A 26,707-nucleotide genomic window follows, 5' to 3' on the forward strand; every position below is an offset into this window, starting at 1 on the left:
GCCGTTTCCGGCCGCGGACTTGATGCAAAGCAATATCCGTTTGCGCCGCATGTCACCAGCGAGTCAACGCAAGCAGATCCCGGCGTGCGGCCGTCATATACGGACCCTGTCAGCACAGCGCCGCCTGCGCGCAGCCCATCGAACGAGTGCCATGAGCGACAAAGCCGTCATCACCTGCGCGCTGAACGGCGTGCTCACCGATCCCAGGCAGCACCATGTGCCGGTCACGCCCGAGGAGATGGCGCGCGAGGCGCGGCGCGCCTATGACGCGGGTGCTGCGATCATGCACATCCATCTGCGCCAGCAGGCGCCGGGCAAGGGGCATCTGCCGTCCTGGGACGTCGACGTCTCCCGCGAGATCCAGCAGGCGATCCGGGAGGCCTGTCCCGGCGTGATCATCAATCACACCTCGGGCGTGTCCGGACCGAACTATCAAGGCGCGCTCGACTGCATCCGGCAGACCCGGCCGGAGATTGCGGCCTGCAATGCCGGCTCGCTGAACTATCTGAAGGTCAAGGCCGACAACAATTGGGCCTGGCCGCCGATGATGTTCGACAACTCGGTCGAGAAGATCCAGGACTATCTCGCCGCGATGAAGGACGCGCACACGATCCCGGAATTCGAATGCTTCGATGTCGGCATCGTCCGCTGCGTCGGCATGTATCGCCAAGCCGGCATGTATGACGGCCCGCTCGAATACAACTTCGTGATGGGCGTCGCCTCCGGCATGCCGGCCGATCCCGAGCTGCTGCCGATCCTGCTCAAGCTGAAGCTGCCGGAAGCGCACTGGCAAGTCACGGCAATTGGCCGGGCGGAGATCTGGCCGCTGCACCAGCGCTGCGCCGAGCTCGGCGGCCATCTCCGCACCGGGCTGGAGGACACGTTCTATCTCGCCGACGGCACCAAGGTGACCTCGAACGGCCAGCTGATCGAGGCCATCGCGGCGTGCGCGCGGCGCGCCGGCCGCGAGATCGCAAGCCCGGCCGAGGCGCGGCAGATGTTCGGCACGGTGAACTGACGCAGGCAGACGCCGTCATTGCGAGCGCAGCGACGCAATCCAGAGTTCTGCATGACGCCCTGGATTGCTTCGTCGCCTTCTGCTCCTCGCAATGACGTGAATGGGGAGGGAACAGACCAATGACCAATCTCGACGCCACCGGCGGCGTGTCCGGTCCCGGCCGCATCGGCCGGGTTGCGATCGGCGACCTCCTGAAGCGCGCGGCGCGCCGCTTTCCCGAGCGGGTGGCGATCACCGATGGCGCCCGTCAGGTGACGTTCACCGAGCTCGAGCGCGATGCCAACCGGTTTGCGAACCATCTCGTCGCCAAGGGGCTGAAGCCGGGCGAGAAGATCTCGACCGTCTGCAACAACTCGATCGAGTTCGTCAAAGCGCTGTTCGGCATCCATCGCGCCGGTCTCGTCTGGGTGCCGATCAACACGATGCTCGGGCCCGCCGACATGGATTACATCCTCGGCCATGCCGAGGTGCGCTTCGCGCTCGTCGATGACAATCTGTTTGCGCAGCCGGAGCGGCGGGCGGCGCTGGAACAGCGCGGTGTCGAGCTGGTCGCCGTCGATCTCACCGGCACGGCGAGGACCGCGGGGCTTGCCAGCTTCACCGACCTCATCCAGGGGCATTCGGACGTCGAGCCCGAGATCGAGATCAACGATCGCGATCTCGCGATGATCATCTACACGTCGGGCACGACGTCGCGGCCGAAGGGCGCGATGCACTGTCACCTCGCCGTGGTGATGGCCGTCATGAGCAACTGCATCGAGATGCAGCTCTCGCGCGACGACGGGATCACCGGGCAGTTCCCGCTGTTCCACTGTGCCGGTCACGTGCTGCTGCTCAGCTATCTCTCGGTCGGCGGCCGCATGGCGCTGATGCGCGGCTTCGACCCGGTCGCCTGCATGGAGGCGATCGTACGCGATCGGCTGACCGTGTTCGTCGGTCTGCCGCTGATGTACCAAGCCATCCTCGATCATCCGCGGCGGAAGGAGTTCGATCTTTCGCATCTGCGCACCTGCCTCTACACCATGGCGCCGATGGGCCGGCCGCTGCTGGAGCGCGCGATCAAGGAGCTGTGTCCGAACTTCGCGCTGACCAGCGGTCAGACCGAGATGTATCCGGCGACGACGATGTCGCGGCCCGAGGTCCAGCTCGACCGCTTCGGCAACTACTGGGGCGAGTCGCTGTTCGTCAACGAGACCGCCATCATGGACGATGCCGGAAATCTGCTGCCGCCCGGCGAGATCGGCGAGCTGGTGCATCGCGGGCCCAACGTGATGTTGGGCTACTACAAGGATCCGAAATCGACCGAGGACGCCCGCAAGTTCGGCTGGCACCACACGGGCGACCTCGCGGTCATCGACAAGGGCGAGGTGCTGTTCCTCGATCGCAAGAAGGACATGATCAAGTCCGGCGGTGAGAACGTCGCCTCGGTCAAGATCGAGGAGACCCTGCTGGCGCATCCGGCGGTGCAGAATGCCGCCGTCGTCGGCCTGCCGCATCCGCAATGGGGCGAGGCCGTCTCGGCCTTCGTCAAGCTCAAGCCGGGCGCGCAGGCCAGTGAGACCGAGCTGCTCGAGCACTGCCGCAAGTCGCTTGGCGGCTTTCAGGTGCCGAAGCTGGTTCGGGTGCTCGAGGAGATGCCGATGACGGCCACCGGCAAGCTGCGCAAGGTCGAGCTGCGCCAGGCCTATGGCGAGCATTTCGCGAAGAGCGCGTGAGCCGTATCAACGACTTCCGCCGCCATTCCGGGATGGCCCGGAGGGCCAGGCCCGGAATCCATAACCACCATCGGGAGTATGGATTCCGGGCTCGCGCTCCGCGCGCCCCGGAATGACGGCCAAAAGAGAGAACCTCGTTCGTGGCAGTGATCGACAACACCATCTCTCCCGCCGGCGCGGCCTTCCAGGCCAACCGTGACGGCATGCTCGACCTGATCGCGCGGATGCGCGATCTCGAGGCGCGCACGCGCAATGCCTCGGCGGCGGCAAAGGAGCGCTTCCATCAGCGCGGCCAGTTGTTGCCGCGCGAGCGCGTCGCCCTGGTGCTCGATCCCGGCGCGCCGTTCCTGGAGCTATCGACGCTTGCCGGCTACATGTTCGATACGCCGGACCCGGCCAAGAGTGTGCCGGGCGGCGGCGTCGTCGCCGGCATCGGCTTCGTGTCCGGCGTGCGCTGCATGGTCTCGGCGAACGACGCCGGCATCGATGCCGGCGCGCTGCAGCCTTACGGCCTCGACAAGACCCTGCGCGTGCAGGAGCTGGCGCTGGAGAACAAGCTGCCCTACGTGCAACTGGTCGAGAGTGCCGGTGCCAACCTGCTGCGCTACCGCGTCGAGGATTTCGTCCGCGGCGGCAACATCTTTCGCAACTTGGCGCGGCTATCGGCGGTGGGCCTTCCGGTCGTCACCGTGACGCATGGTTCGTCGACCGCGGGCGGCGCCTATCAGACCGGATTGTCCGACTACATCGTGATGGTGCGCGGACGCACCCGTGCCTTCCTCGCCGGGCCGCCGCTGTTGAAGGCCGCGACCGGCGAGATCGCCACCGAGGAGGAGCTCGGCGGCGCCGAGATGCACACCTCGATCTCCGGGCTCGGCGACTATCTCGCCGAGGACGATCGCGACGCGCTGCGCATCGCGCGCGAGATCATGGGCAAGCTCAACTGGGACCGGCCATCGCAGGAGTCGTCGCCGGTACAGCCGCCGCGCTACGATCAGGAGGAGCTGCTCGGCATCATGCCGCTCGACCACAAGCGCCCCGTCGACATGCGCCAGGTCATTGCGCGCATCGTCGACGACAGTGACTTCGTCGAGATGGCGCCGAACTACGGGCCTGCGACGGTGTGCGGCCATGCCCGCATCGAGGGCCAGGCGATCGGCATCGTCACCAACAATGGCCCGCTCGATCCGGCGGGCGCCAACAAGGCGACGCACTTCATCCAGGCCTGCTGCCAGACGCGCACACCGATCCTGTATCTCAACAACACCACCGGCTACATGGTCGGCCGCGCCTATGAGGAGGCCGGCATGATCAAACACGGCTCCAAGATGATCCAGGCGGTGACGTCGGCGACCGTGCCGCAGATCACGATCTATTGCGGGGCCTCGTTCGGGGCGGGCAATTACGGCATGTGCGGCCGTGGATTCCACCCGCGCTTCTGCTTCTCCTGGCCCAACGCCAAGACCGCCGTGATGGGTGGTGAGCAGGCGGCGGAGACGATGGCGATCGTGACCGAAGCGGCCGCGGCGCGCCGCGGCAAGCCGGTGGAACGCGAGAAGCTCGACGCCATGAAGGCGCAGATCATCGGCGTGTTCGACAGCCAGATGGACGTGTTTGCGACTTCGGCGCGCGTGCTCGACGACGGCGTGATCGATCCGCGCGACACCCGCGCGGTGCTGTCGGAGGTGCTGGCGATCTGCCGCGAGGCGGAGGCGCGGCAGCCGCAGCGCATGCAGTTCTCGGTGTCCAGGCCATGAGCGGAGAGATGACGGGAATGCAACGCAGGCCGTTCCACAAGGTGCTGATCGCCAACCGCGGTGAGATCGGCTTGCGGGTCATGCGCACCGCGCGCCGGCTCGGCTACGGTGTGGTCGCAGTCTATTCCGATGCAGATTTTGATGCGCCGCATGTCCGGCTCGCCGATCAGGCGGTCCGCATCGGCGCGCCGCCGTCGGCACAGTCCTATCTCAACATCGCAGCGATCATTGCCGCCGCAAAGGCGACGGGCGCGGATGCCGTGCATCCCGGTTATGGCTTCCTCGCCGAGAACGAGGATTTTGCGCAAGCGTGCAAGGAGGCCGGTCTGGTGTTCATCGGGCCATCGCCCGAGGCGATCAAGGCGATGGGCAACAAGGCCGGCGCCAAGGTGATCATGAGTTGCGCCGGTGTGCCCTGCGTACCCGGCTATCAGGGGGAGGACCAGGGCGACGACGCGATGCTGCGCGAGGCGCGCCGCATTGGTTTCCCGGTAATGATCAAGGCCGTCGCCGGTGGCGGCGGCCGCGGCATGCGGCTCGTGACAGACGCCGGCGCGTTCCCCGATTTGCTGCGCAGCGCGCGCTCCGAAGCGGCCGCCGCGTTTGGTGACGGCACCGTCATCCTGGAGAAGGCGATCGCCAATCCGCGCCACATCGAGATCCAGGTGTTCGGCGATCGGCACGGCAATGCCATCCATCTCGGCGAGCGCGACTGTTCGGTGCAGCGCCGGCACCAGAAGCTGATCGAGGAGGCGCCGTCGCCCGCGGTCGGACCGGAGCTGCGCGCGCGCATGGGCGCCGTGGCGGTGCAGGCGGTGAAGGCGCTCGGCTATGAGGGCGCGGGCACCCTGGAATTCCTGCTCGACGGCGACGGGCAATTCTACTTCATGGAGATGAACACGCGGTTGCAGGTCGAGCATCCCGTGACAGAGGCACTGACGGGACTCGATCTCGTCGAATGGCAATTGCGCATCGCCGCCGGCGAGCCCCTGCCGTTGCGCCAGGAGCAGATCAGCTTCTCGGGTCACGCGATCGAGGTGCGACTGTGCTCCGAGGATGCGGCGCACGACTTCATGCCGCAGTCCGGGCGGATGACGCTGTGGCGGATGCCCGGGACGATCCGGGTCGAGCATGCGCTGGAGTCCGGTGCGGAGATCCCGCCCCACTACGATTCGATGATCGCCAAGCTGATCAGCCATGCTGCGACTCGTGAGGAGGCGCGCGCAAGACTGATCGCCGGATTGGAGCAGGCCGTTGCCTTGGGCGTCCCGACCAACCGGGCCTTCCTCATGTCCTGCCTGCGGCATCCGGCCTTCTCCGCGGGCAAGGCGACCACCGCATTCATCGCGGCGCATCGTGACGAGCTGCGTGCGCCGGCCGTCGAAGCGGCAGACCTCGCGCTGGGTGCGTTGCTGCTCTCCGTCAGCCATCCGCTCGCGCATCCCGTCCGCCGCGGCCGCTCGCTCGCGGCAGCCTTCGCAACGCCGCTCCGGTTCGAGATCGCCGGTGAGGTGGCCGAGTGCGAGCTGCTGCGCGAGCGTGACGGAATCTATCGCGTGACGCGTGGCGATGCAGAGCATCGCTTCGAGATCGTGTCGCTCACGGATGATGCGATCCGCGTTCGTCACGCCGAGATCGTCGAGAGCGCGCGCTTCGTCCGCGACAACGATCGGCTGTTCGTCCAGCATCGCGACCAGACGCTGGCGCTGCGCGACGTGACGTTGGCGAGGCCGCAATCCTCAGCCGCTGGCGGCGGTGATGGCAGGGTTCGCGCGGCGTTGAATGGTCGTGTGGTCGCGGTGCTGGTGAAGCCGGGCGACAGCGTGGCCGTGGGACAGCCGGTGGTGACGCTCGAGGCGATGAAGATGGAGCACGTCCACACCGCCGGCATCGCCGGAACGGTGACCGCGATCGAGGTCGCCGAGGGCGACCAGGTGACGACGGGGCGGATCGTGGCGGAGATTGCGGCCTGACCGTCGGACAGGTGGGCGTGAGTTGCCTGCGTGCGTCCTTTCAGGACACAACGTCGATGTGGATGGCCGGGACAAGCCCAGCCATGACGACGTGGAAACAGACGGTCGAAAGACGGAGACCGCCACAAGCGATTGCGCTGGCAGTTGCGGGGAGAGGTCGGCTTGTCTCGAAGATGCAACCGCTGCAGCCACGTTACGCGGAAGCTCGTCTCCCGCTGCAACAGACTTCACTGATGCAATTGCCGCTTCAGTGCGGCTACCAGCCGTGACGTCTGGAACGGCTTCGACAGCAGCGGTGCCGTGGCGAATTCTTCCGGGCATTGATCGACGGAATAGCCGGTGACGGCGACGAAGGGCACGCCGGCCGCGACCAAAGCGCGCGCGATCGGCGCCGATGTTTCCTGCCCGAGATTGACGTCGAGCACGGCGAGATCGCAGTGATTCCGCTCCAGCAGATGGAGGGCTTTGTGCACGGTCGCCGCCACGCCGACGACCGTGAATCCGGCGGCTTCGAGCTCGACCGCGAGGTCGAAGCCGATCATGGGATCGTCCTCGACGATCAGGAGATGAGTCTTCTCACTGTCGCGCATGATGACGGTCGCGGCAGAGGCGTTGCAGGGGGCACCTCAGGTGCCAGCGTAGTCCGGTCGGCAGGAACTCGACCTCGACCGTTCCATCCAGGCCGGCGCGTACCAGATCGGAAATCACCCGGCTGCCGAAGCCAGTGTGCTCCGGCGGCGCGACCTCAGGTCCGCCGCTTTCGACCCAGGTCATGTCGAAGCTGTCGTCGATGCGCGTCCAGCGGACCGCGATCCGTCCGTCGTCGTTCGACAGTGCACCATATTTGGCGGCGTTGGTGGCGAGCTCGTGGACTGCCATGCCGATCGACTGCGCGGCCTCCGGCGTCAGCTCGATCGGCGGCCCGTCGATCGCGATGCGGTCGCCGATCAAGTCGCTGAACGCCCCGAGCTGCGAGCGGACCAGGCCGCCGAGTGGAATGAAACGCCAATCGTTCTGGATCAGGAGATCCTGATTGCTCGCGATCGCCTGCAGGCGCTCCAGAAAGCGGTTGAGGTCGAGCTGGCGGCCGTGACGGGTCATCTGCCGGGCGATCGCCTGCACCAGCGACAGCAGGTTCTTGCTGCGGTGGTTCACCTCGGCCAGCAAGGTGCGCAACTGCTCCCTTGTCTGGCGCTTGTCGGTGATGTCGCGCACGATCTTGGAGGCGCCGATGATGCGGCCGCCGGAATCCCTGACCGGCGAGACCGTGACCGAAACGTCGATGAGCGCCCCATCCTTGCGCAGGCGGATGGTCTCGAAATTGTCGATGATCGCGCCGGATAGGACGGTGGCGAGGATCCGGTCCTCCTCGGCCTGGCGCTCCTGCGGGATGATCGTGCGGATCGAGCGGTTGATCATCTCGCCTTCCGAGAAGCCGAAGATGCGTTCGGCGCTCTTGTTCCAGCTGGTGATCGTGCCGTCCAGCGTCTTGCTGACGACGCCGTCCGAGGACGAGGCGACGATGGCCGCGAGCATCGCCGCCGCACGCTCGGTCTTCTTCGACAGCGTGACATCGCGGATGACTTTGGAGATGCCGACAATCACGCCGGTGCTGCTGCGGATCGGTGAAAACGTGATGGAGACCTCGATCGGGCGTCCCTGCTTGGTCAGCCGGACGGTCTCGAAGCTCTCGATCGCTTCGCCCGCGTTGACCCTGGCGCGCAAGGCGCTCGCTTCTTCCGCCAGCTCGGGGGGGATGATCTCGGAGACGGATCTGCCGATCATTTCAGCCGCGGTGAACCCCAGCATCCGTTCGCTGGCCGCGTTCCAACTGCGGATGACGCCGTCGGCGGTGGTGCCGACAATGGCGTCGGCCGAGGACTCCACGATCGCCGCCAGATAGGCCGTATCGTCGTCGGTTACGCGTGGGACGGGGGAGGCGCCGGGCATTCCGTGCACGTCGCAGGCTCCTTGCTAACAGGTCGGCAGAGAAGACGCCGTGCACCGGATTACCAACTTGTTTGTGTACAAATGCAAGGGCTATCTCGATCGCTGCTTGTTGTTGGTTTTTCCGGCAACGAGGACAGGACGATTTGCCGTCGGCAGACCCCCTTGGGGCCGTGCGACGTGCTCCAGCTCACGACGGCGAACACAGAGAACGCAGGCATGGGCGTTTTGTTCCAGGAGATCCTTCTAAATTGCCGCCGAACGTTCGGCGCCAGGGTCCGCTTGCATCCGGACGCCGCCGACCGGGGGGGGCTCAACCCATTGGCGAATGTCGTTTCAACTACTTCCTCAGGCTGAGAATGTAGCCTGCCAGATCGGCCGCATCATTCGCACGGAGCGGATTGTTGGCCATCGTCGCGTGGGGAAGCAGGAGGAACTTGGCCAGCATCTCCTTCGTCACGTCGTCCCTGGCCGCGATGGCGACGAACGGCCGGGCGCGCCGGAACTTGGTCGGCTCTGTGGCCACGGCGTGGCAGGCGGCGCACCAGCGCTCGGCGAGCTGGCGGCCGTGATCGAGATCCTCGGCTGCCGCCGGGGCGGACAGCAGGACCAGCAGTAGCAGCGATGGTACGGAGGCACGTCGCACGCCCGGCTCTCCTCACAGCGGCTGGTCGTCGTCGGTCGACGGCTGGTCCTGCAGCGAGGCGATGTCACCGCCGCCGAACTCGTCCTCTGGCGGCGGATAGACCCACATGTGGTCGCGCACGTTCCTGACGCCCTGGACGCTCTTGGCCGCCACGATCGCCGTGGCTCGCTCCTTCTCGCTGCGCACCGCGCCCGTGAGATGCGCGATGCCGTTGCGGACGACGACGTTGAAGCGGCAATGCTTGCAGGCGGCCTGGTCGAGTGAATCGAGGATGGCGCTGCGGATCCCGTCATCGTCAGGGGTGGGGCCTGGAACGGCAGTGGCGAGGTCGGCCACGGTTTGCAGGAAATCCGTATGGGTCACCACGCCGGCCAGCCGGTCGCCACTCATCACAGGGAGACGCTTGATGTTGCGCTTCTCCATGATCTCGGCGATCTCCGCCAGGCTGGCATCGACGCTGACCGTGACAGGAGGCTGGCTCATGATGTCGCCAACCGTACGGCCGTGGGAATGGACGAAGTCGGCGCCGATGCGGCCGCGGCCGACCAGGAGGTCGAGCCAGCGGCCTTGCCTGCGTTCGGTGCCGAGCTCGGCACGGCGCAGGAAATCACCGTCCGTGACCATGCCGACGAGCGTGCCGGACGCGTCGACCACAGGCAGCCCGCCGATGTGGTTGCGCAGCATGATCCGCGCTGCCTCGGCCACCGGGGTTCCGGGCGTCACCGCGATCACGGATCTGGTCATGATTTGATGAGCGCGCATGTCGTCGTCTCGTGCTGCGATCGCAATTGGCGGAGAATAGCTGCGCGGCACCGCGCGCGCTTGACCAGGATCAATCCGAGGTCGTGCCGCCCTACACGATCCTTGACGTCTTGTTGCCCCAATAGCGGTCGCGCAGCAGGCGCTTGTAGAGCTTGCCGGTCGGCAGCCGCGGCAGCTCCTTCTCGAAATCGATCGAGCGCGGCACCTTCTGCCGCGACAGCGACTGCCGGCAGAACGCGATCAGCTCCTCTTCCAGCTCGGGCCCAGGCACGATGCCTGACATCGGCTGGACCACCGCCTTCACCTCCTCGCCGAGATCGGGGTTGGGCACGCCGAACACGGCGGCATCGGCGACCTTCGGATGCGTGATCAGCAGGTTCTCGCATTCCTGCGGGTAGATGTTCACGCCGCCGGAGATGATCATGAAGGTGGCGCGGTCGGTGAGATAGAGATAGCCGTCGGCATCGACATAGCCGACGTCGCCCACGGTGCTCATGCTGCCGTCGGCCGAACGGGCCTCCTTGGTGCGCTCGGGGTCGTTGAAGTACTCGAACGGCGATCCCGTCTTGAACCACACCGTGCCGGCCGTTCCTGTCGGGCACGGCTGCATGGTCTCATCGAGAATGTGCAGGTCGCCGAACAGCACCTTGCCGACGGTGCCGCGATGCGCGAGCCATTCCGCGCTGTCGCAGGCGGTGAAGCCAAGGCCTTCGGTGGCGCCGTAATATTCGTGGATGATCGGCCCCCACCATCTGATCATGTCCTCCTTGACCTGTGCCGGGCAGGGCGCGGCGGCATGGATCGCGACCTCGAGCGAGGAGAGATCATAGCGCGTGCGGATCTCTTCCGGCAGTTTCAACATGCGCGAGAACATCGTCGGCACCAATTGCGTATGCGTGATGCCCCATTGCTCGACCAGTTGCAGGTAGCGCTCGGGGTCGAACGTCTCCATGATGATGGCGGTGCCGCCGACGCGGATGGTGAGGTTGACCGCGGCCTGCGGCGCGGAGTGATAGAGCGGCGCCGGCGACAGGTAGATCATGCCTTCGCGGTAGCGCCACAGCCTTTCCAGGAAGTCGAAGATCGGAAGCTGCCGAACCGGCGGCTGCTCGGGCAGCGGCCGCAGGATGCCCTTCGGCCGGCCCGTGGTGCCGGAGGAGTACAGCATCGCGGTGCCGACGCATTCGTCGGCGATCGGCGTTGCTGGCAGGCCGGCTGTGGCCTCGGCGAGGCCGACGATCCGCTCGCTCTCGCCAAGTTCGTCCCGTCGGCCATCGGCGACGATGCAGAGCTCGATGTCGGGCGCCTGCTTCAGCGCCTCGCGCGCGACGTCGAGCTTGGCGAGGGAGGTGATCAGAAGCCGCGACCGGCTGTTATTGAGGATGTAGGCCAGCTCGCCGGGCGTGAGGTAGGAGTTCACGCAGGTGAAATACAGCCCGGAGCGCTCGCCGGCGCCGCACGCCTCCAGATAGCGGCTGTTGTTCTCCATGAAGATCGAATAGTGGTCGAGCCGCTTCAGGCCGCGTTGGCGGAACAGATGCGCCAGCCGGTTGCTGCGCGCCTCCAACTCGCGATAGGTCACCGCCTCGCCGGTCGAGGCCATGATGAAGGCAGGCTGCAATGGGCGCAGCCGGGCGTGCTTGCCGGTGTACATGTGTCCTCCTGCCGATGCGCGCAGCTCGCCGCGGCGCGGCGCGCAGGCGGGAGGAAGGCGCCTGCCGCGGCACCTCGGCATGGCGACGCGATGCAGACGGTGCTGCCTCACGCGTCCAGGCGGTTCCCTTCCCTGCGCACCATCCCGGCGGGACGGCTCGTTGTTTGGACGCGAATGTAGCGGAGGAGCCTGCGTCTCTCAACATGGCTGTCAGCCGATTGGCTGAGGCGGGAAGGGATGGGCGTGGCCGGGGTTCTGGCATAGCATGAGCGCGCATTCCAACGAATGACATCTCAAGACCAAGAAATGCGGGGAGAGACCATATGAAATCGGGTTTGCTGGCTTTTGCGGCCGTCGGTGCGCTGCTGGCGGCGGCGCCGGCGTCGGCCCAGGTCAAGATCGGCATCCTCAACGACCAGTCCGGCGTCTATGCCGACTACGGCGGCAAATATTCCGTCGAAGCGGCCAAGATGGCGATCGAGGATTTCGGCGGCGAGGTGCTGGGGCAGAAGGTCGAGCTGGTCACCGCCGACCATCAGAACAAGCCCGATCTCGCCTCGTCGATCGCGCGGCGCTGGTACGACACCGAGGGTGTCGACATGATCACCGAGCTGACGACCTCCTCGGTCGCGCTGGCGATCCAGGATCTGTCGAAGGAGAAGAAGAAGATCGACATCGTCGTCGGTGCCGCGACCTCGCGCATATCAGGCGATGCCTGCACGCCCTACGGCTTCCACTGGGCCTATGACACCCGCGCGCTCGCGGTCGGCACCGGCGGCGCGCTGGTCGAGTCCGGCGGCGATACCTGGTTCTTCATGACCGCCGACTACGCCTTCGGCTATGCGCTGGAGAAGGACACAAGCGATATCGTGACGTCGAAGGGCGGCAAGGTGCTGGGCTCGGTGCGCATCCCGCTCAACTCGTCGGACTTCTCCTCCTTCCTGCTGCAGGCGCAGAGCTCGAAGGCCAAGATCATCGGGCTTGCCAATGCCGGCCTCGACACCACCAACTCGATCAAGCAGGCGGCCGAGTTCGGCATCGTCAAGGGCGGGCAGAAACTCGCCGGCCTGCTGATGACCCTGTCCGAGGTGCATGGCCTGGGGCTGGAGGCGGCGCAGGGCCTGATCCTCACCGAAGGCTTCTACTGGGATCGCGACGACAAGTCCCGCGCCTTCAGCGAGCGCTTCATGAAGCGCACCGGCCGGATGCCGAGCATGATCCACGCCGGCACCTATTCCGCGACATTGTCCTATCTGAAGGCGGTGAAGGCCGCCGGAACCAAGGACTCCGATGCGGTGGCTGCGAAGCTGAAGGAGCTGCCGGTCGACGACGCCTTCGCGCAGGGCAAGGTGCTCGCCAACGGTCGCATGGTCCACGACATGTACCTGTTCGAGGTCAAGAAGCCGTCGGAATCGAAGAAGCCGTGGGACTACTACAAGCAGCTCGCCACGGTGCCCGGCGACAAGGCGTTCTTCACCGCCAAGGAGAGCGGCTGTCCGCTGACGAAGTGATCGTCACACTATCGCCGTCGTCGCGGCGAAAGCCGGGGCGACGGCGATGGGTGCAGCAATCAGCCGTGCAGCATCCGCCACAGGATGGCGATCAGCGCGCCGGCGAGGAGTACGGATGCGGCGAGCGCCTGCACGCCGAAACCGGGGCCGCGCTTCTCCGCGGCCTTCGCATAGGACACCATGTACATCGCGCGACCCGCGATCCAGACGAGGCCGATCAGGGCCGCGATCGGGTCGCTGATATAGATCGCGAACAGCCACAGCGCCGGCAGGAAGATCGGCATCCATTCAAGCGTGTTCACTTGCACGCGATAGGTGCGCTCGAAATCGAGATTGCCGGTGACGGCCGGCGCCTTGACGCCGAACCTGGCGCGCGCTTGCGCGACGCGGACCCCCATGTAGAAATACAGCATGAGCGCGAGCACGGTGACGAGTGCGGTGAAGTGATACATGCGCGGTTCCCCCCTGATGACGGCTTTTCAATATCCCGTCAGCTCGAGATAGCCCACCCCGGTGTGGCTGCCCTTGAAGCTGATCGGTCCCTCCCAATAGGGCACGCGGGTGCCCATCCAGGCCTTGGAGTTGAGCGGCGCGGTATCGATGGCGATGCCGAGCGCTGATATCTCGACGCGCCAGCCGACCGGCAGCCTGCGCTCACCGATCGCAACGATATCCTTTGGCGTCATCACGATGCCCGCGGGGCCGAGCGCGCGCGAGACGCCGTCGGCCGTGATCCAGGTGCCGGACGTGTAGTCGCCATTGCCCTGCCGCATCCGGTACAGCATCAGCTTCTCGCCGCCGGAAAAATGCAGCGCGAACCAGTCCCAGCCGCTCTGGTCGGCGGCTAGCGGCTGGCTGCTCCATTCGCGGTCGAGCCAGGCCACGCCTGTCACCTCGACCGGCGTGTCGTCGAAATTGATCTGGCCGCGGGCGCGGTAGAACGGCTGGCTGTAATAGTAAGACGCCTGGCCGCGCTCGGATTTGCGGCTGTAGCCGCCGATGCCCTGCAGCACCACCGGACGGTCCGCCTCCAGATGCAGCGCGTAGGAGAAGTCCGGCCCGGCGGCGGTCATGTCGAGCGGCGCCAGCGATCGATCGTCGGTCGCGGCGGTGCCGCTCAGCAGCCAGTCATCGATCCAGGCCTGGAACGGCTTGGCCTCGACGCCGGCCTGGCCGACGCCGCCGCGCGCGAATTTCTCGGCGGAGCGATGGCTGTCCGCGCGCGTCACCGCGGCATGCGCCATCCAGAGCTGCTGATTGTCGAACCCCTCGGCTTGCGGTCCGGGCCGCGCCGCCGAGCGGAACAGCGTCCATTGCAGGCCATAGGCCTTGCCGCTGCTATCGCTGAGGTTTGCGGTGACGTACCACCACTCGATGCGGAAATCGTCGTGCGGCCCGTGATCCGCAGGGAAGCTGAACGCTCGTCCGGGCGTCACCGGTGCAAAGCCGTCGGCGCTGTCGCTCAGGCCCGCAAAGCCCTGTGGATGTGCGAGGCGCGGCAGGGCCAGCAGGCCGAGCCCGCCGATCAGGCCGCGCCGCGTGATCGTCGTTCTAGCGCTCAATGGTGAAGGTCCTGACCAGATCGGCCGGCTGCATCCGGGCCAGCCGCAGCACCGGCAGCAACGAGGCGATCGCCGCCGCGACCAGCGTGACGACCAGCAGCCGGATGAGCTGCAGCGGGAACACGTCGAACGGCAGCCGCCAGCCGAACGCTTTGACATTGACGATCGCGATCAGGCACCACGCCACGACGAGCCCGAGCGGCAGCGCGAGCAGCGCGGTCAGGCTGGCGAGCGACAGCGTCTTCAACAACTCGACTTCGGCGAGCCGCCGTCGCGTCAGCCCGATGGCCCATAAGGGTGCGAGCTGCGGCAGCCGCGAGTTCGCCAAGGTCAGCAGGCTGGTCAGCAGCGCGATCGCGGCGACGCCCAGCGTGAAGGTGTTGAGCGCGCCGGTGACGGCGAAAGTGCGGTTGAAGATCTGCTTCGACTCCTGCTTCACGGTGGCCTGGTCGATGACGTTGCGGCCGTCCAAGCCGAATTTGTCGGTCAGCGCGCTGATCAGTCCCGGCACGTCGGCCGGCGCTGCGCGCACGGCCATGCGCGTGATGGGCGTCGCCGGGAAGCGGCGCGTCAGCGCGGCGACGTTGACCGTGACCTGGCCCTTGGGATTGCCGTAGTCGGCATAGATGCCGGCGATCGTGATGCGCCAGTCGCCGCCGGATGCCGGGAGGTCGATGCTGTCACCGACAGACAGATGGAGCCGGCGCGCCAACTGCTCGCTGACGAAGCCGGCGTCGCCGCGCACCAGCTGCTTCCAGGCGCTGTCGCCGGCCTGCAGCAGCGGCCAATGGTCGCGATAGGTGTCGTGATCGGGCAGGCCGAGAATGTCGATCGGCGCGCCCGCCAACTGCGTTTCGGCGCGTCCGCCCGGCAGCACGGCCTGGACATCGGGCCGCGCGCGCAGCCAGGTCTGGATGTCGCGCGCCTGCGCTTCATCCGCGGCGCTGACGTAGACGTCGGCGGCGAGCCGGCCATCGAGCCAGACCAGGAAGGTGCGGCTGAAGGTCTCGACCATCGTGGCGACGCCGACATTGACGGCGAGCGCGAGCAGCAGCGCCATCAGCGCCAGCGACAGGCCCGAGATCTGCTGGCGGCTGTCGGCCCAGAACCATTGCGCCAGCGCCGCGCGCGCGCCGCGCTCGCCGAGCCGCAGCACCAGCTCCAGGATCGCGGGCAGCAGCAGCGCCGCGCCGAGCATCATCGCCGCGAGCACGCCGAAGCCGGCCAGCAGCGACTGCCCGAGCCACAGCAGCAGGCCGGCGGCGACGAAGAAGGCGAGCGCGACCGCGCTCTGCAAGCGCAGCCAGCGCCGCTGTGCCTCCTGCCACGCATAGGGCTGCGCGGTGGAGAGGATCGGCAGCCGCATCGATTTGACCAGGCTGGTCGTCGCGGCTGCGAGCGCGCCGGCGATGCTGATGAGGAGGCCCGCAAACCACCATTCCGGCTGCAGGCTGAGCTCGCCCGGCACCTGCGCTCCATACAGGCCGCGCAGCGATGCCGCCACGTTCGGCAGCAGCGCGGCGGCGATGACGTAGCCGCACACCAGCCCGACGAGCCCTGCCACCAAGGCAAAGGCGATGAGCTCGCCGATCAGCACGCCGTTGAGCTGGCGCGCCGACACGCCGCAGGCGCGCAAGGTGCGCAGCACCGGCAGGCGCTGCTCGAAGGCGAGGCCGATGGCGGAATTGACGATGAACAGGCCGACGACGAAGGACAGCAGGCCGAAGGCGGTGAGGTTGAGGTGGAAGCTGTCGGTCAGTCGCTCCAGGTCGGTCTCGGCCTCCGGCTGCACGAGCTGTAGCCGGCCACCCGCGAACGACTGCAACGGCGGTCGTTGGACCGACGTCTTGCCGACCAGCAGCCGCGAAATCTGGCCGGGCCTGTCGAGCAGCCGCTGCGCGTCGCTGATATCGACCACGAGCACGCCGGGCGCGAGCTGCTGCTGCGCCATCAAGGGTGGCAGCAGGGCGTCGTTGCTGAGCCGCGGCGCCGTGCCGTCTTTCAGTCCGAGATCGGCCAGCGTCTCCGGCGAGATCAGCGTGCGATGTGGCGGTGTGAGAAAGGCCTCGAGCTCGCTGCGCCCGACCATCGGCGCATTGCCGACCTCCCGGGGGATGCTGAACGGCTCGATGCCGAGCAGCCGCACCGAGTGGCCGTCGATCTGCACGCGGCCTTCGAGCACCGGCGACACCGGCCAGCCGGCGCGGCGCAATTCCGCGAACACGCTCTGCGGCAGCATCTTGCCGTCGGTCGCGACCAGCATCGGCGTGCGCGCGCCGCCGAAGATCGCCGCGGCGCGATCATAGGAGCTGCGCGCCTGCTGGTTCAGCGCCTGCACGCCGCTCCACAGCGCGGTCGCCGAGATCAGCCCGATCAGCAAGGTCGCGAGCTGCATCGGATGCCGGCGCCAGTGGCTGAGCAGCACGGCGAGAATCCACAGCGCGCGCCTCATGCGATGCGCCCGCCATGCAGGTGGACGCGGCGGTCGAGCATCGCCGCGAGCCGCGCGCTGTGCGTCACCATCAGGAAGCCGCAGCCGGTGCGCGCGACGAGGTCGCGCGTCAGCGCCATCACCTCGTCGGCGGTGTCCTCGTCGAGATTGCCGGTCGGCTCGTCCGCGAGCAGCAGGGCCGGCTTGACCGCCAGCGCGCGGCCGATCGCGACGCGCTGCTGCTGTCCGCCCGACAGTTGCTCCGGATAGCGCTTGAGCAGCGACTTCAGCCCGAGCCGCTCGACGAGCTCGGTGTGCCACGCCGGATCATGCCGACCGGCCAGCCGCGCCTGGAAACTGAGATTGTCCTGAACCGACAGGCTCGGCACCAGATTGAACTGCTGGAACACGAGGCCGAGCCGCTCGCGCCGGACCGCCGCGCGTGCCGAATCGTCGAGCGCCCCGACCGAAACGCCGTCGAGCAGGATGTCGCCGCCGTCGGCGGCATCGAGCCCGGCGATGAGATGCAGCAGCGTGCTCTTGCCGGAGCCGGATTCACCGGTCAGCGCGACGCGCTCGCCGGAGGAGACGTCGAGGTCGACGCCACGCAGGACGTGGATCGGCTCGCCGCCGGATCGATAGGACTTGGTGAGATGACGGACGCTGAGCACGAGCATGATCGGGGTTGTTGCGTCACAACATAACAAGGGCCAGCGCGAACATCACGCGCTCGTTCTTCATGACGCCCCTGATGTGATGCCGGCCGCGCGCAATCAGGTTGCGAGGGTATCGCGATGCAGCCCAAGAGGGCGGATTCCCGCGTTGCAGCAATAACTTAGCGCGCCAGCCGGTTGCCTGCGAAGCCGCTTCGTGGGTAGCATCGTCAAAACGCCCGGACGACAGGGGCGGATCATGACAGAATGGGGAAGGACCATGGCCGCGCCAACGACGCTGAAGGGCACATCCCGCGCAAGCGCGACGCCGAAAGGCGCCTGGAAGATCACCTTCCTGCTGTTCCTGTTCATGCTGGTGAACTTCGCCGACAAGATCGTGGTCGGGCTCGCCGGCGTGCCGATCATGACCGAGCTCAATCTGAACGCCGAGCAGTTCGGCCTGCTTGGATCATCCTTCTTCTTCCTGTTCTCGATCTCGGCGATCGTCGTCGGCTTCGTCGTCAACAAGGTGCCGACGCGCTGGGTGCTGCTGGTGCTGGCGCTGATCTGGGCGCTCGCGCAATTCCCGATGGTGGGCACCGTCGGCTTCACCACGCTGCTGATCTGCCGCATCATTCTCGGCGCCGGCGAAGGTCCCGCGGCGTCCGTCGCCGTTCACGCGGTCTACAAATGGTTCCCCGATGAGAAGCGGGCGATGCCGACCGCGATCCTGTCACAGGGATCCGCCTTCGGCGTCATCCTCGCCGTGCCCGCGCTGAACTGGATCATCGTGAATCACGGCTGGCACTATGCCTTCGGCGCACTCGGCGTGGTCGGGCTGATGTGGAGCGTGGCGTGGCTGTGGCTGGGCAAGGAAGGGCCGCTGGCGGAGGTCGAGCTCGCCGGCTTGCGCGAGCGGCGCGTTCCCTATCTGCAACTGCTGACGTCGCGGACCTTCGTCGGCTGCGTCGCCGCGACCTTCGGCGCCTATTGGGCGCTGTCGCTCGGGCTGACCTGGTTCACGCCGTTCCTGGTGAAAGGCCTCGGCTTCTCGCAGCAGCAGGCCGGCTTCATCTCGATCCTGCCCTGGATCTTCGGCGCGTGCGTGGTGCTGACCACGGGCTTTGTGTCGCAGACGCTGATGGCGCGTGGCGTCTCCACGCGCATGGCCCGTGGCGTGGTCGGCGCGACGCCGCTCGTGATCGGCGGCGGGCTGATGGCGATGATGCCGCATGTCGACGCCGCTTCGGCAAAGATCGCACTGCTCGTGGTCGGATCGGGATTGTGCGGCTCGATCTACGTCGTCTGCCCGCCGATGATCGGCGAGTTCACCCCGGTCACGCAGCGCGGCGCCGCCATGGCGATCTACGGCGCGCTCTATACGCTCGCCGGCATCGTTGCGCCCCTCGTGATGGGCAAGATGATCCAGGCCTCTGGCAGCCTGCTTGAAGGCTACATGTCCGGCTTCACCATCAATGCTGTCATCATGGTGATCTCCGGCCTGCTGGGTCTGGCGCTGCTCTGGCCCAACAGCGAGCGTGCCCGCCTGCAGGCGCAGCAGGGTGTGGCGCCGGAATTTGCGTGATACAACCCCCGCCCGGGGTCATCAGGAGGCGGCCTCGCATTCACCCGCGTGAGGTCCCGCATGATGCGCCTGTTCTCTCATATGCTGCAGTACTGGCGCGGCGTGCGATGCCTGACGATCGAGGACTTCTCGGGCGCCATCTTCCACTTCAGCAAGGTGGTCCAGCTCAACCCGCGCAACCATTACGCTTACCACAATCGCGGCGTGGCGCTCCAGGGCATGGGCAGCTACGCCAGCTCGATCGAGGATTTTGGTCTCGCGCTCAAGCTCAAGCCCAACGCGCAGACCTACGGCGCCCGCGGCGTGTCACGCAAATTCCTCGGCGACTTCGACGGCGCCATTGACGATCAGACGCGTGCTCTCGCGCTCGAGCCCAGGCTCGCGGCGGCTCATGGCGAGCTCGCGTACCTTCATCATGTGAAGGGCGATCTGGATCGCGCGATCGCCCAGAGCACGACAGCAGTCGGCCTCGCGCCCAAAGACCCGGTCATGCATCGGGGACGTGGCTATATTCAGTTCTGCTGCGGCAGGTTCGAAGCCGCGGCAGCTGACATGGAACGATCGCTCGCGCTCCAGTTCGAGCCCTATGCGGCCCTGTTTCGTTACCTGTCGCTGGCTCGGTTGCCGGGGCGCGCCAAGCCAGATCTCGCTTCTTTCGCGGCGTACTGGGCGGCGGGGCAGTGGCCCTGGCCCGTGTTCGATCTTCTCATGGAGCGTTCGACGGCGCAGCAGCTGTTGAACGCGGCGGCAACGGCTCCAGAACAGGCTGAAGCCTATTTCTACATCGGTGAGTGGCATCTCCTGCACGGCCGCAAAGACGAGGCCGGCAGGGCACTCGAGATCGCGCTGCGCTCGTTGCCACCCTGGTTCAACGAGCATCCCGCCGCGCAAGCCGAGCTTGCAAGGCTTGCCGAGACAGTCGCCGCGGCCAGTTGACGTCTCAGCTCAGCTGGCGCGCACCCCTCACCAGCCGCCCGGGCCGTGCGCCGGTGGCTTCGCCATGCCGGCGTGTCACCACGCCCGATACGATCGTCGCCTCATAGCCGTCGACCTCCTGCATCAGGCGGCGGCCGCCGACCGGCAGGTCGTAGTGCACCTTCGGCGGATGCAGATGCAGCCGGTCGTAGTCGATGACGTTCACGTCGGCCTTGTAGCCTGGCGCGAGCAGGCCGCGATCGTCGAGGCCGACGGAGAGCGCGGTCTTGCGCGACTGCGCGGCGACGACGAACGGAATGGAGAGCTTGTCACCGCGCCTGCGGTCGCGGGTCCAGTGCGTCAGCAGATAGGTCGGGAAGCTGGCGTCGCAGATGATGCCGCAATGCGCGCCGCCGTCGCTGAGGCCGGGCACGCTGCGCGGGTCGCGCAGCATCTCGTAGGTGGCATCGAGATTGCCGTCGGAATAGTTGAGGAACGGCACGTAGAGCATGCCGCGCCCGCCATTCGTGAGCATCGCGTCATAGGCCAGTTCCTCGGGACGACAGCCGCGCGCGCGGGCCTGGGCGCCGAGTGACCGCGCCGGCGGCTGCTCATAGTCCGGCGGATCGCCGAGCAGATACATCTTGTCGTAGTTCGGCTTGAAGAACAGCGGGTCGTCGGTCGCGCTGGCCTGCTCGCCTAGGATGGCCGCGCGCAGCGCCGGATCGCGCATCCGCGCGACGCGCTCATCCAGCGGCAGATGCGCGATCGCCTGGTAGCTCGGATGCGTCTGCAGCGGGTTGCGCGACAACTCCAGCCCAAGCAGCAGCCCAACCGGGCGCGCCGCGATCTGCGCCGTCACCGACAGGCCGCGCGCGGCGGCGGCGTTGATTTCGGCCAGCGTCTGCCGCCAGCGTTGCGGCGCGCGGTCGTTCTGCGTCACCGAGAACGAGATCGGGCATTTCGTCGTGTCGGCGATGCGCAGCATCATCGGCAGGTCTTCGTGGATGGTGGAGATGTCGAGCACGAATTGCAGCACGCTGCGGCCGGCGCCGTGCATGGCCTGCGCGATCGTCGTCAACTCGTCCTCGCCCGCCTTGAGCGTCGGCGTGTAGTCACCGGTCGATGTCCGATGGTTGAGCGTGCGCGAGGTCGAGAAGCCGAGCGCGCCGGCCTTGACCGCATCGCGTGCCAGCGCCGCCATGGCGCGGTTGTCGTCGGCGGTGGCCGGATCGCGGCGCGCGCCGCGCTCGCCCATGACATAGACGCGCAGCGCTGCATGCGGCAGCTGCGCGCCGATGTCGAGATCGAATTCACGCTTGCCGAGCCACTCCATGTAATCCGGAAAGCTCTCCCATTCCCAGGGAATGCCGGCTTCGAGCACCGGTTCGGGGATGTCCTCGACGCCCTCCATCAACTGGATCAGCCGCTGATGATCGGCCGGCCGGCACGGCGCGAAGCCGACGCCGCAATTGCCCATGATCGCGGTGGTGACGCCGTTCTGCGACGACGGCGAGATGTCATGGCTCCAGGTCACCTGGCCGTCGTAATGGGTGTGGACGTCGACGAAGCCTGGTGTCACGAGTTTGCCGCGTGCGTCGATCTCCTCGCGGCCGGATGCGTTGACCTTGCCGACCTCGACGATGCGGCCGTCCGCAATCGCCACATCAGCTTCGTAGAGTTCGCCGCCCGAGCCATCGGCAATGGTTCCGCCGCGGATCACGAGATCTGGCTGCGTCATGGCGTGTCTTCCCCGGGTGTTGTTGTTGGCCGCATCATCGGCCAGGGAACGGTGATGTCAACACGCCGGAAGTGGGGGCAGCGTTGCGAGAGAAGCCACCGCCGCAGTCATGGGGACTGCGCTCATCTCCTGTGTCCGGGCGCTTTGACGATAAGCTTGATAGTTGCGACTAACAGCTACGCCTTGGCCTTCTTCGGCTCGGTGAAGAACGCGAGCACGATCGTCAGCAGCATGAACACGACGGAGGCGCCGAACACCCAGCGCGGTGCGTTCATGTCCATGATCCAGCCGAACAGCAGCGGGCTGACCACGCCGGCGAAGTTGAAGCCGGTCGACACGATGCCGAAGGCGCGGCCGGCGGCACCCGGAGGGGCGGCGTTGCGCACCAGCATGTCGCGCGACGGCGCGATCACGCCGCTCATGAAGCCCGCGACCAGCATGATCGCCGTGAGCAGCACGGTCGGCAGGTTGATGAAAGTGATCATCAGCACCAGCACGGCGTTGATCGCATAGGCGACGGCCGCGACCAGGTTGTGATGGCGGATGCGGTCGGCGAGCTGGCCGCCGGCGAGCACGCCGACGGCGCTGGCGCCGAGGAACGCGGTCAGTGCGATGTTGGCGGTCGAGAACGAGATGCCGTAGCCGTTCATGAGCGCGACAACGCCGAAGCTGGCGATGCCGGCGTTGGACAGGCTGAGCAGCATGAAGAACACGGTCAGCAGCATCAGCATCGGCGTCAGCAGGCTGGGCTGTTTGACCTTGCTGCCGTCGGCGCTGGCGTGATGCGGATGCGGCGGCACCTCGGGCACGTTGCCGACGAGCAGCAGCAGCGCGGCGAGCGGTCCGACCAGGCCGGCCGCGATCAGCGCGCCGGAGCCGCCGACGGTGGTGACCAGCGCCGCCATCACGGCGGGCGCGACGGCGCCGCCGAGATAGCCGGCGAAGGTATGCACACCGAACGCGCGGCCCATGCGCTTCTCTTCCATGTGTGCGGCCAGCAGCGCGTAGTCGGAAGGATGGTAGACCGCGTTGGCGAGGCCGAGCAGCACCGCCGAGACGACAAGGCTGGCATAGCTCAGGTAGACGCCGAGCATCGCCAGCGACAGGCCACCGAGCGTCAGGCCGATCAGCAGGATGCGGCGGGCACCGGCGCGGTCGACCAGATAGCCGACGGGCGCCTGGGTCAGGGCCGAGACGACCGCGAACACGGTGAGCGGAAAGCCGAGCTCGATGTAGCCGACGCCGAGCTTCTCCTTCAGGTAGGGAAACAGCATCGGCAGCACCAGCATGTGCAGATGGCTGACCCAGTGCGCCAGCGAGATCAGCGCCAATGTGCGCAGCGGCGAGGCGGCCCGGACCGGAGCATGTTGCGGTGCGGCGAGAACGTCAGCCATGGTCGATCCGTTGGCCCCCGGCGTCAGCGATGGAAAGGAGGGCGCGTTGCCGGCAAACCGCCGATGCTCCCGAAATCAGGGGCGCGCGCGACACAACGCCACACTATCGTAATGCGGTTCATTGTCCATGAACGCCCGCGCATGGCACCTGCGCGGGATGGCCGGCGGCCGAGGGGCGGCTTCCCTCCGCGGATGACGTTCCAGATGACGTGGGGCGGAGATGTAGGGTGGCAGCTCCAACACCGGTGTCGTCCCTGCGAACGCAGGGACCCATAACCACCGGCGGACGTTTGTTGCGCGACTCGTGCAACGGGCAGCCTGCCTCAAGTGAGATCACGCGGTATGGCCGGGTCGGCGCCCGCTGACGCTTCGCGTCAACGGGCTTGCCCAGGACGACAGCGAGAGAGCGTGACCTCCTACGGCACCACCGGCCCGCCGGCCTTTTTCCACGCGTCCAACCCGCCTTCAATATGCGCCGTATTCGCCAGCCCCGCCGCCTGTGCCGTCTGCACGGCCATTGCCGAGCGCTCGCCATAGGCGCAGAAGAACACAATGCGGCGGCCGGTGGCGGCGGCGACCTCGCGCAACATGCCGCCCGGCTTGAGATTGTCCTCGATCGCAGGATAGGGCGCGTGCAGTGCGCCGGACAGCGTGCCATGCTTGGCGCGCTCCGCGGCCTCGCGCAAATCGACCAGCAGCACGTCGGGGCGTCCCAGGCACTCGATCGCCTCGCGTGCCGACAGCGACAGGCCCCGCTTCGCCAACTCCTCCTGATGCAGCCCGACGCGCATGTTGGCGGGCACCGCGACATCCATCATCTTCGGGTTCGGCAACTTCAGATTTGCCATCAGCGCAACGTAGTCGTCGACCGACTTGACCTGCAGGCGCGGATTGTAGCGGCGCTCCTCGCCGATCGTGGAGACGGTGTCGCCCTTGTAGTCGTGTGCGGGATAGACCAGCGTGTCGTCGGGCAGCCGCAGCAGCTTGTTGAAGATGGAGTCGTACTGCTGTCGCGCATCGCCGTTCTGGAAATCGGTGCGGCCGGTCCCTCGGATCAGCAGCGTGTCGCCGGTGAAGACGCGGTCGCCCAGCGAGAAACTATAGGAATCGTCGGTGTGCCCGGGCGTGTACATCACGTCCAGGCTGATGCCCTCGATGGCAATCCGGTCGCCCTCGCTGACGCGCATCGCCACCACGTCGGCCTTGGTCTGCTCGCCCATGATGGTGACGCAATGGGTGCGGTCGCGCAAAGCGCCGAGGCCGGTGACGTGATCCGCATGCAGGTGGGTGTCGACGGCCTTCACCAGGCGCAAATCGAGCTCGCGCAAAAGCTGGCAGTAGCGCTCGACCTTCTCCAGCACCGGATCGATGATGACGGCCTCGCCGCCGCTGCGGCTGGCGAGGATGTAGCTGTAGGTGCCGGAGACGCTGTCGAACAATTGGCGGAAGATCATCAGCGCCTCCTTCCGATCTGGATCATCGTGGCATTAGCACGACCGGCCCGATGTCACCAATGCGGCGAACGCTCGGCAGGTCGGATTGCATCGCGCAATCCGCGGTCACGATTGCGATGCAAATCCGGGATTGCCGTCGACACCCGAGAGCGTGACCTTGTTCGTTCCGACCAGCACCAGTTGGCCGTTGCGCAGGTGGTTGGCCACCACGTCCCACACCGGCTTGCCGTCCTGCGCGTTCATCGAGGCCCAGCCGGCGACCTTGTAGCTCTTGCGGGCGTCCAGCGGCCGGCCATCGTCGAGCGTGAGATCGGAGATGCGGCGGCCGATCGGCTCGGCGGGCGCGCAGCGGTAGGATAGCCCTCCGGTTCGCACCATGTCGCCGCCCTGCTGCAGATAGGGGTCGGCGTTGAACAGGTTGTCGCAGACGTCCTCGAGCACGTCCTTGATCTCTGCGCCGGACATCCGCTGCACATAGGTCTCGGGATAGGTGATGGCGGTCTGCGCCAGCACGTCCTCGAGCAGGATGGACTGGTTCGCGAGCAAGGTCGGGCCCCAGCGGAATCCGGGCGACAGCGCGATCTCGGCATCGAGCTCGCGGCGCAGCGCCGCGCAGATCAGGTCGTCGGTCGCGCCTTCGAAATTGCCGCGCCGGTAAAGCAGCCGGTCGGACGTCGCGAGCTTCTCGCTCCAGGCCGCGACCTGCGGCTGCTGCGTCTGATCGATCAGCGCCTGCATCGCCGGGTCCGGCTTCAGCAGCTCCGAGTAGACGGGCAGCAGCCGGTAGCGCGCATCGGCGACGCGGCCCTTGCCGACGTCGAGATCGAGCACGGCGAGGAATTTGCCGTTGGAGCCGGCATTGGTGACGAGCGTTGCGCCCTTGGAATTGCTGACCGCGACCGGCTGCGGAACCGCGTCATGGGTATGGCCGCCGAGGATGACGTCGATGCCGGTGACGCGGCTCGCCAGCTTGAGGTCGACATCCATGCCGTTATGCGACAGCAGGATCACGGCATCGACCTTGTCGGCGCCGCGGAGGCCATCGACCAGCTTCTGCAGCTCCTCCTCGCGGATGCCGAACGTCCAGTCCGGCGTGAAGCGGCGCGGATGCGCGATCGGCACGTAGGGAAAGGCCTGGCCGATCACGGCAATGCGGGCGCCGCCGATCTCCTTGATGGTGGCCGGCTTGAACACGCGGCCGGAGCCGGGATCGAACGCCTTGGCGTCGTTGAACGCCGCCTCCTCCGTCAGGAACACGTTCTGCGCCAGGAATTCGCCCTTGAAGCGGGCGAGGTTGGTGCGCAGCGCCTCCTCGCCATAGGTGAACTCCCAATGCCCGGTCATGGCGTCGATGCCGAGCAGGTTGGCGGCGCTCACCATGTCGGCGCCGCGCATCGCATTGGCGAGCCCGGTGCCCTGCCAGAGGTCGCCGCCATCGAGCAGCACCGAGCGATGGTCGCCGGCATCGGCGCGCAGCTTGTCGACCAGGGTCTTCAGATGCGCGAATCCACCCATCCGGCCGAAGCGGACGGCGTACTTCTCGAACTCGAACGAGGTGAACGCATAGGCCTCGGCGCTGTCGGGCCGGATGCCGTAGCGGTCGAGGAAGGCGCGCTCGACCAGATGCGGCGGCCGTCCCCACATTTCGCCGATGCCGAGATTGACGCTGGGCTCGCGGAACAACAGCGGCCGCAACTGCGCGTGCGTGTCCGTGATGTGCAGGATGCGCGCGTTGCCGAACTTCTCGATGTCGTAAAGGCTGACGGTGTCAGCGGCGCGGGCGCTGCGCAGCAACGCCGGCGCGGCGAGCGTGGCGACAACTGATGCCTTCAGAAAGTCCCGGCGCCGAATCATGGCTCGCGTCCTAGATCATGATGCGATTCCACGGAATCGCATCATGATCCATCCCTTTGTTTGAGCATGATCTCCGCACAAACGCCTTCGGCGTTCGTCGCGAGGGAAAACCGGTTGCCACTTCTCCGGATCATG

General features: G+C 66.8%; 20 protein-coding genes. 7 read left to right on the forward strand and 13 right to left on the reverse strand.

Features of this window, described 5'->3' with window-relative positions; all coding sequences use genetic code 11:
- The first annotated feature begins 151 nt into the window (after positions 1 to 151).
- The 4 genes from QX048_RS18665 (at position 152) to QX048_RS18680 (ending at position 6,463) form a co-directional block, all read left to right on the forward strand.
- Complete coding sequence (locus QX048_RS18665) at positions 152 to 1,018, forward strand: 3-keto-5-aminohexanoate cleavage protein (RefSeq protein WP_315767746.1); 867 nt, start codon at positions 152 to 154, stop codon at positions 1,016 to 1,018.
- A 119-nt stretch (positions 1,019 to 1,137) separates the two neighbouring features.
- Positions 1,138 to 2,733, forward strand: a complete 1,596-nt coding sequence (locus QX048_RS18670; protein WP_315827919.1) for an AMP-binding protein — start codon at positions 1,138 to 1,140, stop codon at positions 2,731 to 2,733.
- Positions 2,734 to 2,873: 140 nt separating this feature from the next.
- Positions 2,874 to 4,490, forward strand: a complete 1,617-nt coding sequence (locus QX048_RS18675; RefSeq protein ID WP_315827920.1) for an acyl-CoA carboxylase subunit beta — start codon at positions 2,874 to 2,876, stop codon at positions 4,488 to 4,490.
- A gap of 17 nt (positions 4,491 to 4,507) precedes the next feature.
- The gene (locus tag QX048_RS18680; RefSeq protein ID WP_315828016.1) at positions 4,508 to 6,463 is read left to right on the forward strand and encodes an acetyl-CoA carboxylase biotin carboxylase subunit; all 1,956 of its coding nucleotides are present in this window, start codon (positions 4,508 to 4,510) and stop codon (positions 6,461 to 6,463) included.
- A 227-nt stretch (positions 6,464 to 6,690) separates the two neighbouring features.
- Here QX048_RS18680 and QX048_RS18685 read toward each other — a convergent pair whose 3' ends face one another.
- From QX048_RS18685 to QX048_RS18705, 5 genes are all read right to left on the reverse strand, one after another.
- Positions 6,691 to 7,053 carry a response regulator gene (locus tag QX048_RS18685; protein WP_315717065.1) on the reverse strand — a complete coding sequence of 121 codons (363 nt, stop codon included), beginning with the start codon at positions 7,051 to 7,053 and terminating at the stop codon, positions 6,691 to 6,693.
- The gene (locus QX048_RS18690) at positions 7,040 to 8,422 is read right to left on the reverse strand and encodes a PAS domain S-box protein (RefSeq protein WP_315827921.1); all 1,383 of its coding nucleotides are present in this window, start codon (positions 8,420 to 8,422) and stop codon (positions 7,040 to 7,042) included. Before QX048_RS18690 ends, QX048_RS18685 begins: the two co-directional genes overlap by 14 nt.
- A 328-nt stretch (positions 8,423 to 8,750) precedes the next feature.
- Positions 8,751 to 9,056, reverse strand: a complete 306-nt coding sequence (locus tag QX048_RS18695) for a cytochrome c (protein ID WP_315827922.1) — start codon at positions 9,054 to 9,056, stop codon at positions 8,751 to 8,753.
- A gap of 12 nt (positions 9,057 to 9,068) precedes the next feature.
- Positions 9,069 to 9,818, reverse strand: a complete 750-nt coding sequence (locus QX048_RS18700; protein WP_315751155.1) for a CBS domain-containing protein — start codon at positions 9,816 to 9,818, stop codon at positions 9,069 to 9,071.
- Positions 9,819 to 9,909: 91 nt separating this feature from the next.
- The gene (locus QX048_RS18705; protein ID WP_315827923.1) at positions 9,910 to 11,472 is read right to left on the reverse strand and encodes an AMP-binding protein; all 1,563 of its coding nucleotides are present in this window, start codon (positions 11,470 to 11,472) and stop codon (positions 9,910 to 9,912) included.
- A gap of 323 nt (positions 11,473 to 11,795) precedes the next feature.
- Here QX048_RS18705 and QX048_RS18710 point away from each other — a divergent pair, with 323 nt between their 5' ends.
- Positions 11,796 to 12,983, forward strand: a complete 1,188-nt coding sequence (locus tag QX048_RS18710; protein WP_315717071.1) for an ABC transporter substrate-binding protein — start codon at positions 11,796 to 11,798, stop codon at positions 12,981 to 12,983.
- A gap of 59 nt (positions 12,984 to 13,042) precedes the next feature.
- Here the strand turns inward: QX048_RS18710 and QX048_RS18715 are convergent, their stop codons facing one another.
- From QX048_RS18715 to QX048_RS18730, 4 genes are read right to left on the reverse strand one after another with little or no spacing between them, the layout of a single operon-like run.
- Complete coding sequence (locus QX048_RS18715; protein WP_315827924.1) at positions 13,043 to 13,435, reverse strand: MAPEG family protein; 393 nt, start codon at positions 13,433 to 13,435, stop codon at positions 13,043 to 13,045.
- Positions 13,436 to 13,462: 27 nt separating this feature from the next.
- Positions 13,463 to 14,545: a lipocalin-like domain-containing protein gene (locus tag QX048_RS18720; RefSeq protein ID WP_315827925.1), complete on the reverse strand. Its 1,083-nt coding sequence runs from the start codon at positions 14,543 to 14,545 to the stop codon at positions 13,463 to 13,465.
- The gene (locus QX048_RS18725; RefSeq protein ID WP_315827926.1) at positions 14,535 to 16,997 is read right to left on the reverse strand and encodes an ABC transporter permease; all 2,463 of its coding nucleotides are present in this window, start codon (positions 16,995 to 16,997) and stop codon (positions 14,535 to 14,537) included. Before QX048_RS18725 ends, QX048_RS18720 begins: the two co-directional genes overlap by 11 nt.
- The gene (locus QX048_RS18730; protein ID WP_315717075.1) at positions 16,994 to 17,653 is read right to left on the reverse strand and encodes an ABC transporter ATP-binding protein; all 660 of its coding nucleotides are present in this window, start codon (positions 17,651 to 17,653) and stop codon (positions 16,994 to 16,996) included. The genes QX048_RS18725 and QX048_RS18730 overlap by 4 nt, the downstream gene beginning before the upstream one ends.
- 256 nt (positions 17,654 to 17,909) lie before the next feature.
- Between QX048_RS18730 and QX048_RS18735 the strand changes: the two genes are divergently transcribed.
- Both QX048_RS18735 and QX048_RS18740 read left to right on the forward strand, forming a co-directional pair.
- On the forward strand, positions 17,910 to 19,214 hold the full coding sequence (locus tag QX048_RS18735; RefSeq protein ID WP_315717076.1) for an MFS transporter: 1,305 nt from the start codon (positions 17,910 to 17,912) through the stop codon (positions 19,212 to 19,214).
- A 60-nt stretch (positions 19,215 to 19,274) separates the two neighbouring features.
- A complete protein-coding gene (locus QX048_RS18740; protein ID WP_315827927.1) occupies positions 19,275 to 20,150 on the forward strand; it encodes a tetratricopeptide repeat protein in 876 nt (291 codons plus the stop codon).
- A gap of 4 nt (positions 20,151 to 20,154) precedes the next feature.
- Here the strand turns inward: QX048_RS18740 and QX048_RS18745 are convergent, their stop codons facing one another.
- From QX048_RS18745 to soxB, 4 genes are all read right to left on the reverse strand, one after another.
- Positions 20,155 to 21,870: an N-acyl-D-amino-acid deacylase family protein gene (locus QX048_RS18745; RefSeq protein ID WP_315827928.1), complete on the reverse strand. Its 1,716-nt coding sequence runs from the start codon at positions 21,868 to 21,870 to the stop codon at positions 20,155 to 20,157.
- A 176-nt stretch (positions 21,871 to 22,046) separates the two neighbouring features.
- Positions 22,047 to 23,264: an MFS transporter gene (locus tag QX048_RS18750; protein WP_315827929.1), complete on the reverse strand. Its 1,218-nt coding sequence runs from the start codon at positions 23,262 to 23,264 to the stop codon at positions 22,047 to 22,049.
- A gap of 416 nt (positions 23,265 to 23,680) precedes the next feature.
- On the reverse strand, positions 23,681 to 24,718 hold the full coding sequence (locus QX048_RS18755) for an MBL fold metallo-hydrolase (protein WP_315827930.1): 1,038 nt from the start codon (positions 24,716 to 24,718) through the stop codon (positions 23,681 to 23,683).
- Positions 24,719 to 24,823: 105 nt separating this feature from the next.
- Positions 24,824 to 26,572 carry a thiosulfohydrolase SoxB gene (gene soxB, locus QX048_RS18760; protein ID WP_315827931.1) on the reverse strand — a complete coding sequence of 583 codons (1,749 nt, stop codon included), beginning with the start codon at positions 26,570 to 26,572 and terminating at the stop codon, positions 24,824 to 24,826.
- Positions 26,573 to 26,707 lie beyond the last annotated feature (135 nt).

Origin of the sequence: Bradyrhizobium sp. SZCCHNS30572 (assembly GCF_032484415.1) — a bacterium.
Lineage (GTDB): Bacteria > Pseudomonadota > Alphaproteobacteria > Rhizobiales > Xanthobacteraceae > Bradyrhizobium.

What these genes read in the sequence shown, in the direction of transcription:
- QX048_RS18705 (WP_315827923.1), bottom strand. Translation starts at nt 11,472, where the DNA reads ATGTACACCGGCAAGCACGCCCGGCTGCGCCCATTGCAGCCTGCCTTC.
- QX048_RS18715 (WP_315827924.1), bottom strand. Translation starts at nt 13,435, where the DNA reads ATGTATCACTTCACCGCACTCGTCACCGTGCTCGCGCTCATGCTGTAT.
- QX048_RS18735 (WP_315717076.1), top strand. Translation starts at nt 17,910, where the DNA reads ATGGCCGCGCCAACGACGCTGAAGGGCACATCCCGCGCAAGCGCGACG.
- QX048_RS18670 (WP_315827919.1), top strand. Translation starts at nt 1,138, where the DNA reads ATGACCAATCTCGACGCCACCGGCGGCGTGTCCGGTCCCGGCCGCATC.
- QX048_RS18745 (WP_315827928.1), bottom strand. Translation starts at nt 21,870, where the DNA reads ATGACGCAGCCAGATCTCGTGATCCGCGGCGGAACCATTGCCGATGGC.
- QX048_RS18725 (WP_315827926.1), bottom strand. Translation starts at nt 16,997, where the DNA reads ATGAGGCGCGCGCTGTGGATTCTCGCCGTGCTGCTCAGCCACTGGCGC.
- QX048_RS18740 (WP_315827927.1), top strand. Translation starts at nt 19,275, where the DNA reads ATGATGCGCCTGTTCTCTCATATGCTGCAGTACTGGCGCGGCGTGCGA.
- QX048_RS18665 (WP_315767746.1), top strand. Translation starts at nt 152, where the DNA reads ATGAGCGACAAAGCCGTCATCACCTGCGCGCTGAACGGCGTGCTCACC.
- QX048_RS18755 (WP_315827930.1), bottom strand. Translation starts at nt 24,718, where the DNA reads ATGATCTTCCGCCAATTGTTCGACAGCGTCTCCGGCACCTACAGCTAC.
- QX048_RS18685 (WP_315717065.1), bottom strand. Translation starts at nt 7,053, where the DNA reads ATGCGCGACAGTGAGAAGACTCATCTCCTGATCGTCGAGGACGATCCC.
- QX048_RS18700 (WP_315751155.1), bottom strand. Translation starts at nt 9,818, where the DNA reads ATGCGCGCTCATCAAATCATGACCAGATCCGTGATCGCGGTGACGCCC.
- QX048_RS18730 (WP_315717075.1), bottom strand. Translation starts at nt 17,653, where the DNA reads ATGCTCGTGCTCAGCGTCCGTCATCTCACCAAGTCCTATCGATCCGGC.
- QX048_RS18680 (WP_315828016.1), top strand. Translation starts at nt 4,508, where the DNA reads ATGCAACGCAGGCCGTTCCACAAGGTGCTGATCGCCAACCGCGGTGAG.
- QX048_RS18710 (WP_315717071.1), top strand. Translation starts at nt 11,796, where the DNA reads ATGAAATCGGGTTTGCTGGCTTTTGCGGCCGTCGGTGCGCTGCTGGCG.
- QX048_RS18750 (WP_315827929.1), bottom strand. Translation starts at nt 23,264, where the DNA reads ATGGCTGACGTTCTCGCCGCACCGCAACATGCTCCGGTCCGGGCCGCC.
- soxB (WP_315827931.1), bottom strand. Translation starts at nt 26,572, where the DNA reads ATGATTCGGCGCCGGGACTTTCTGAAGGCATCAGTTGTCGCCACGCTC.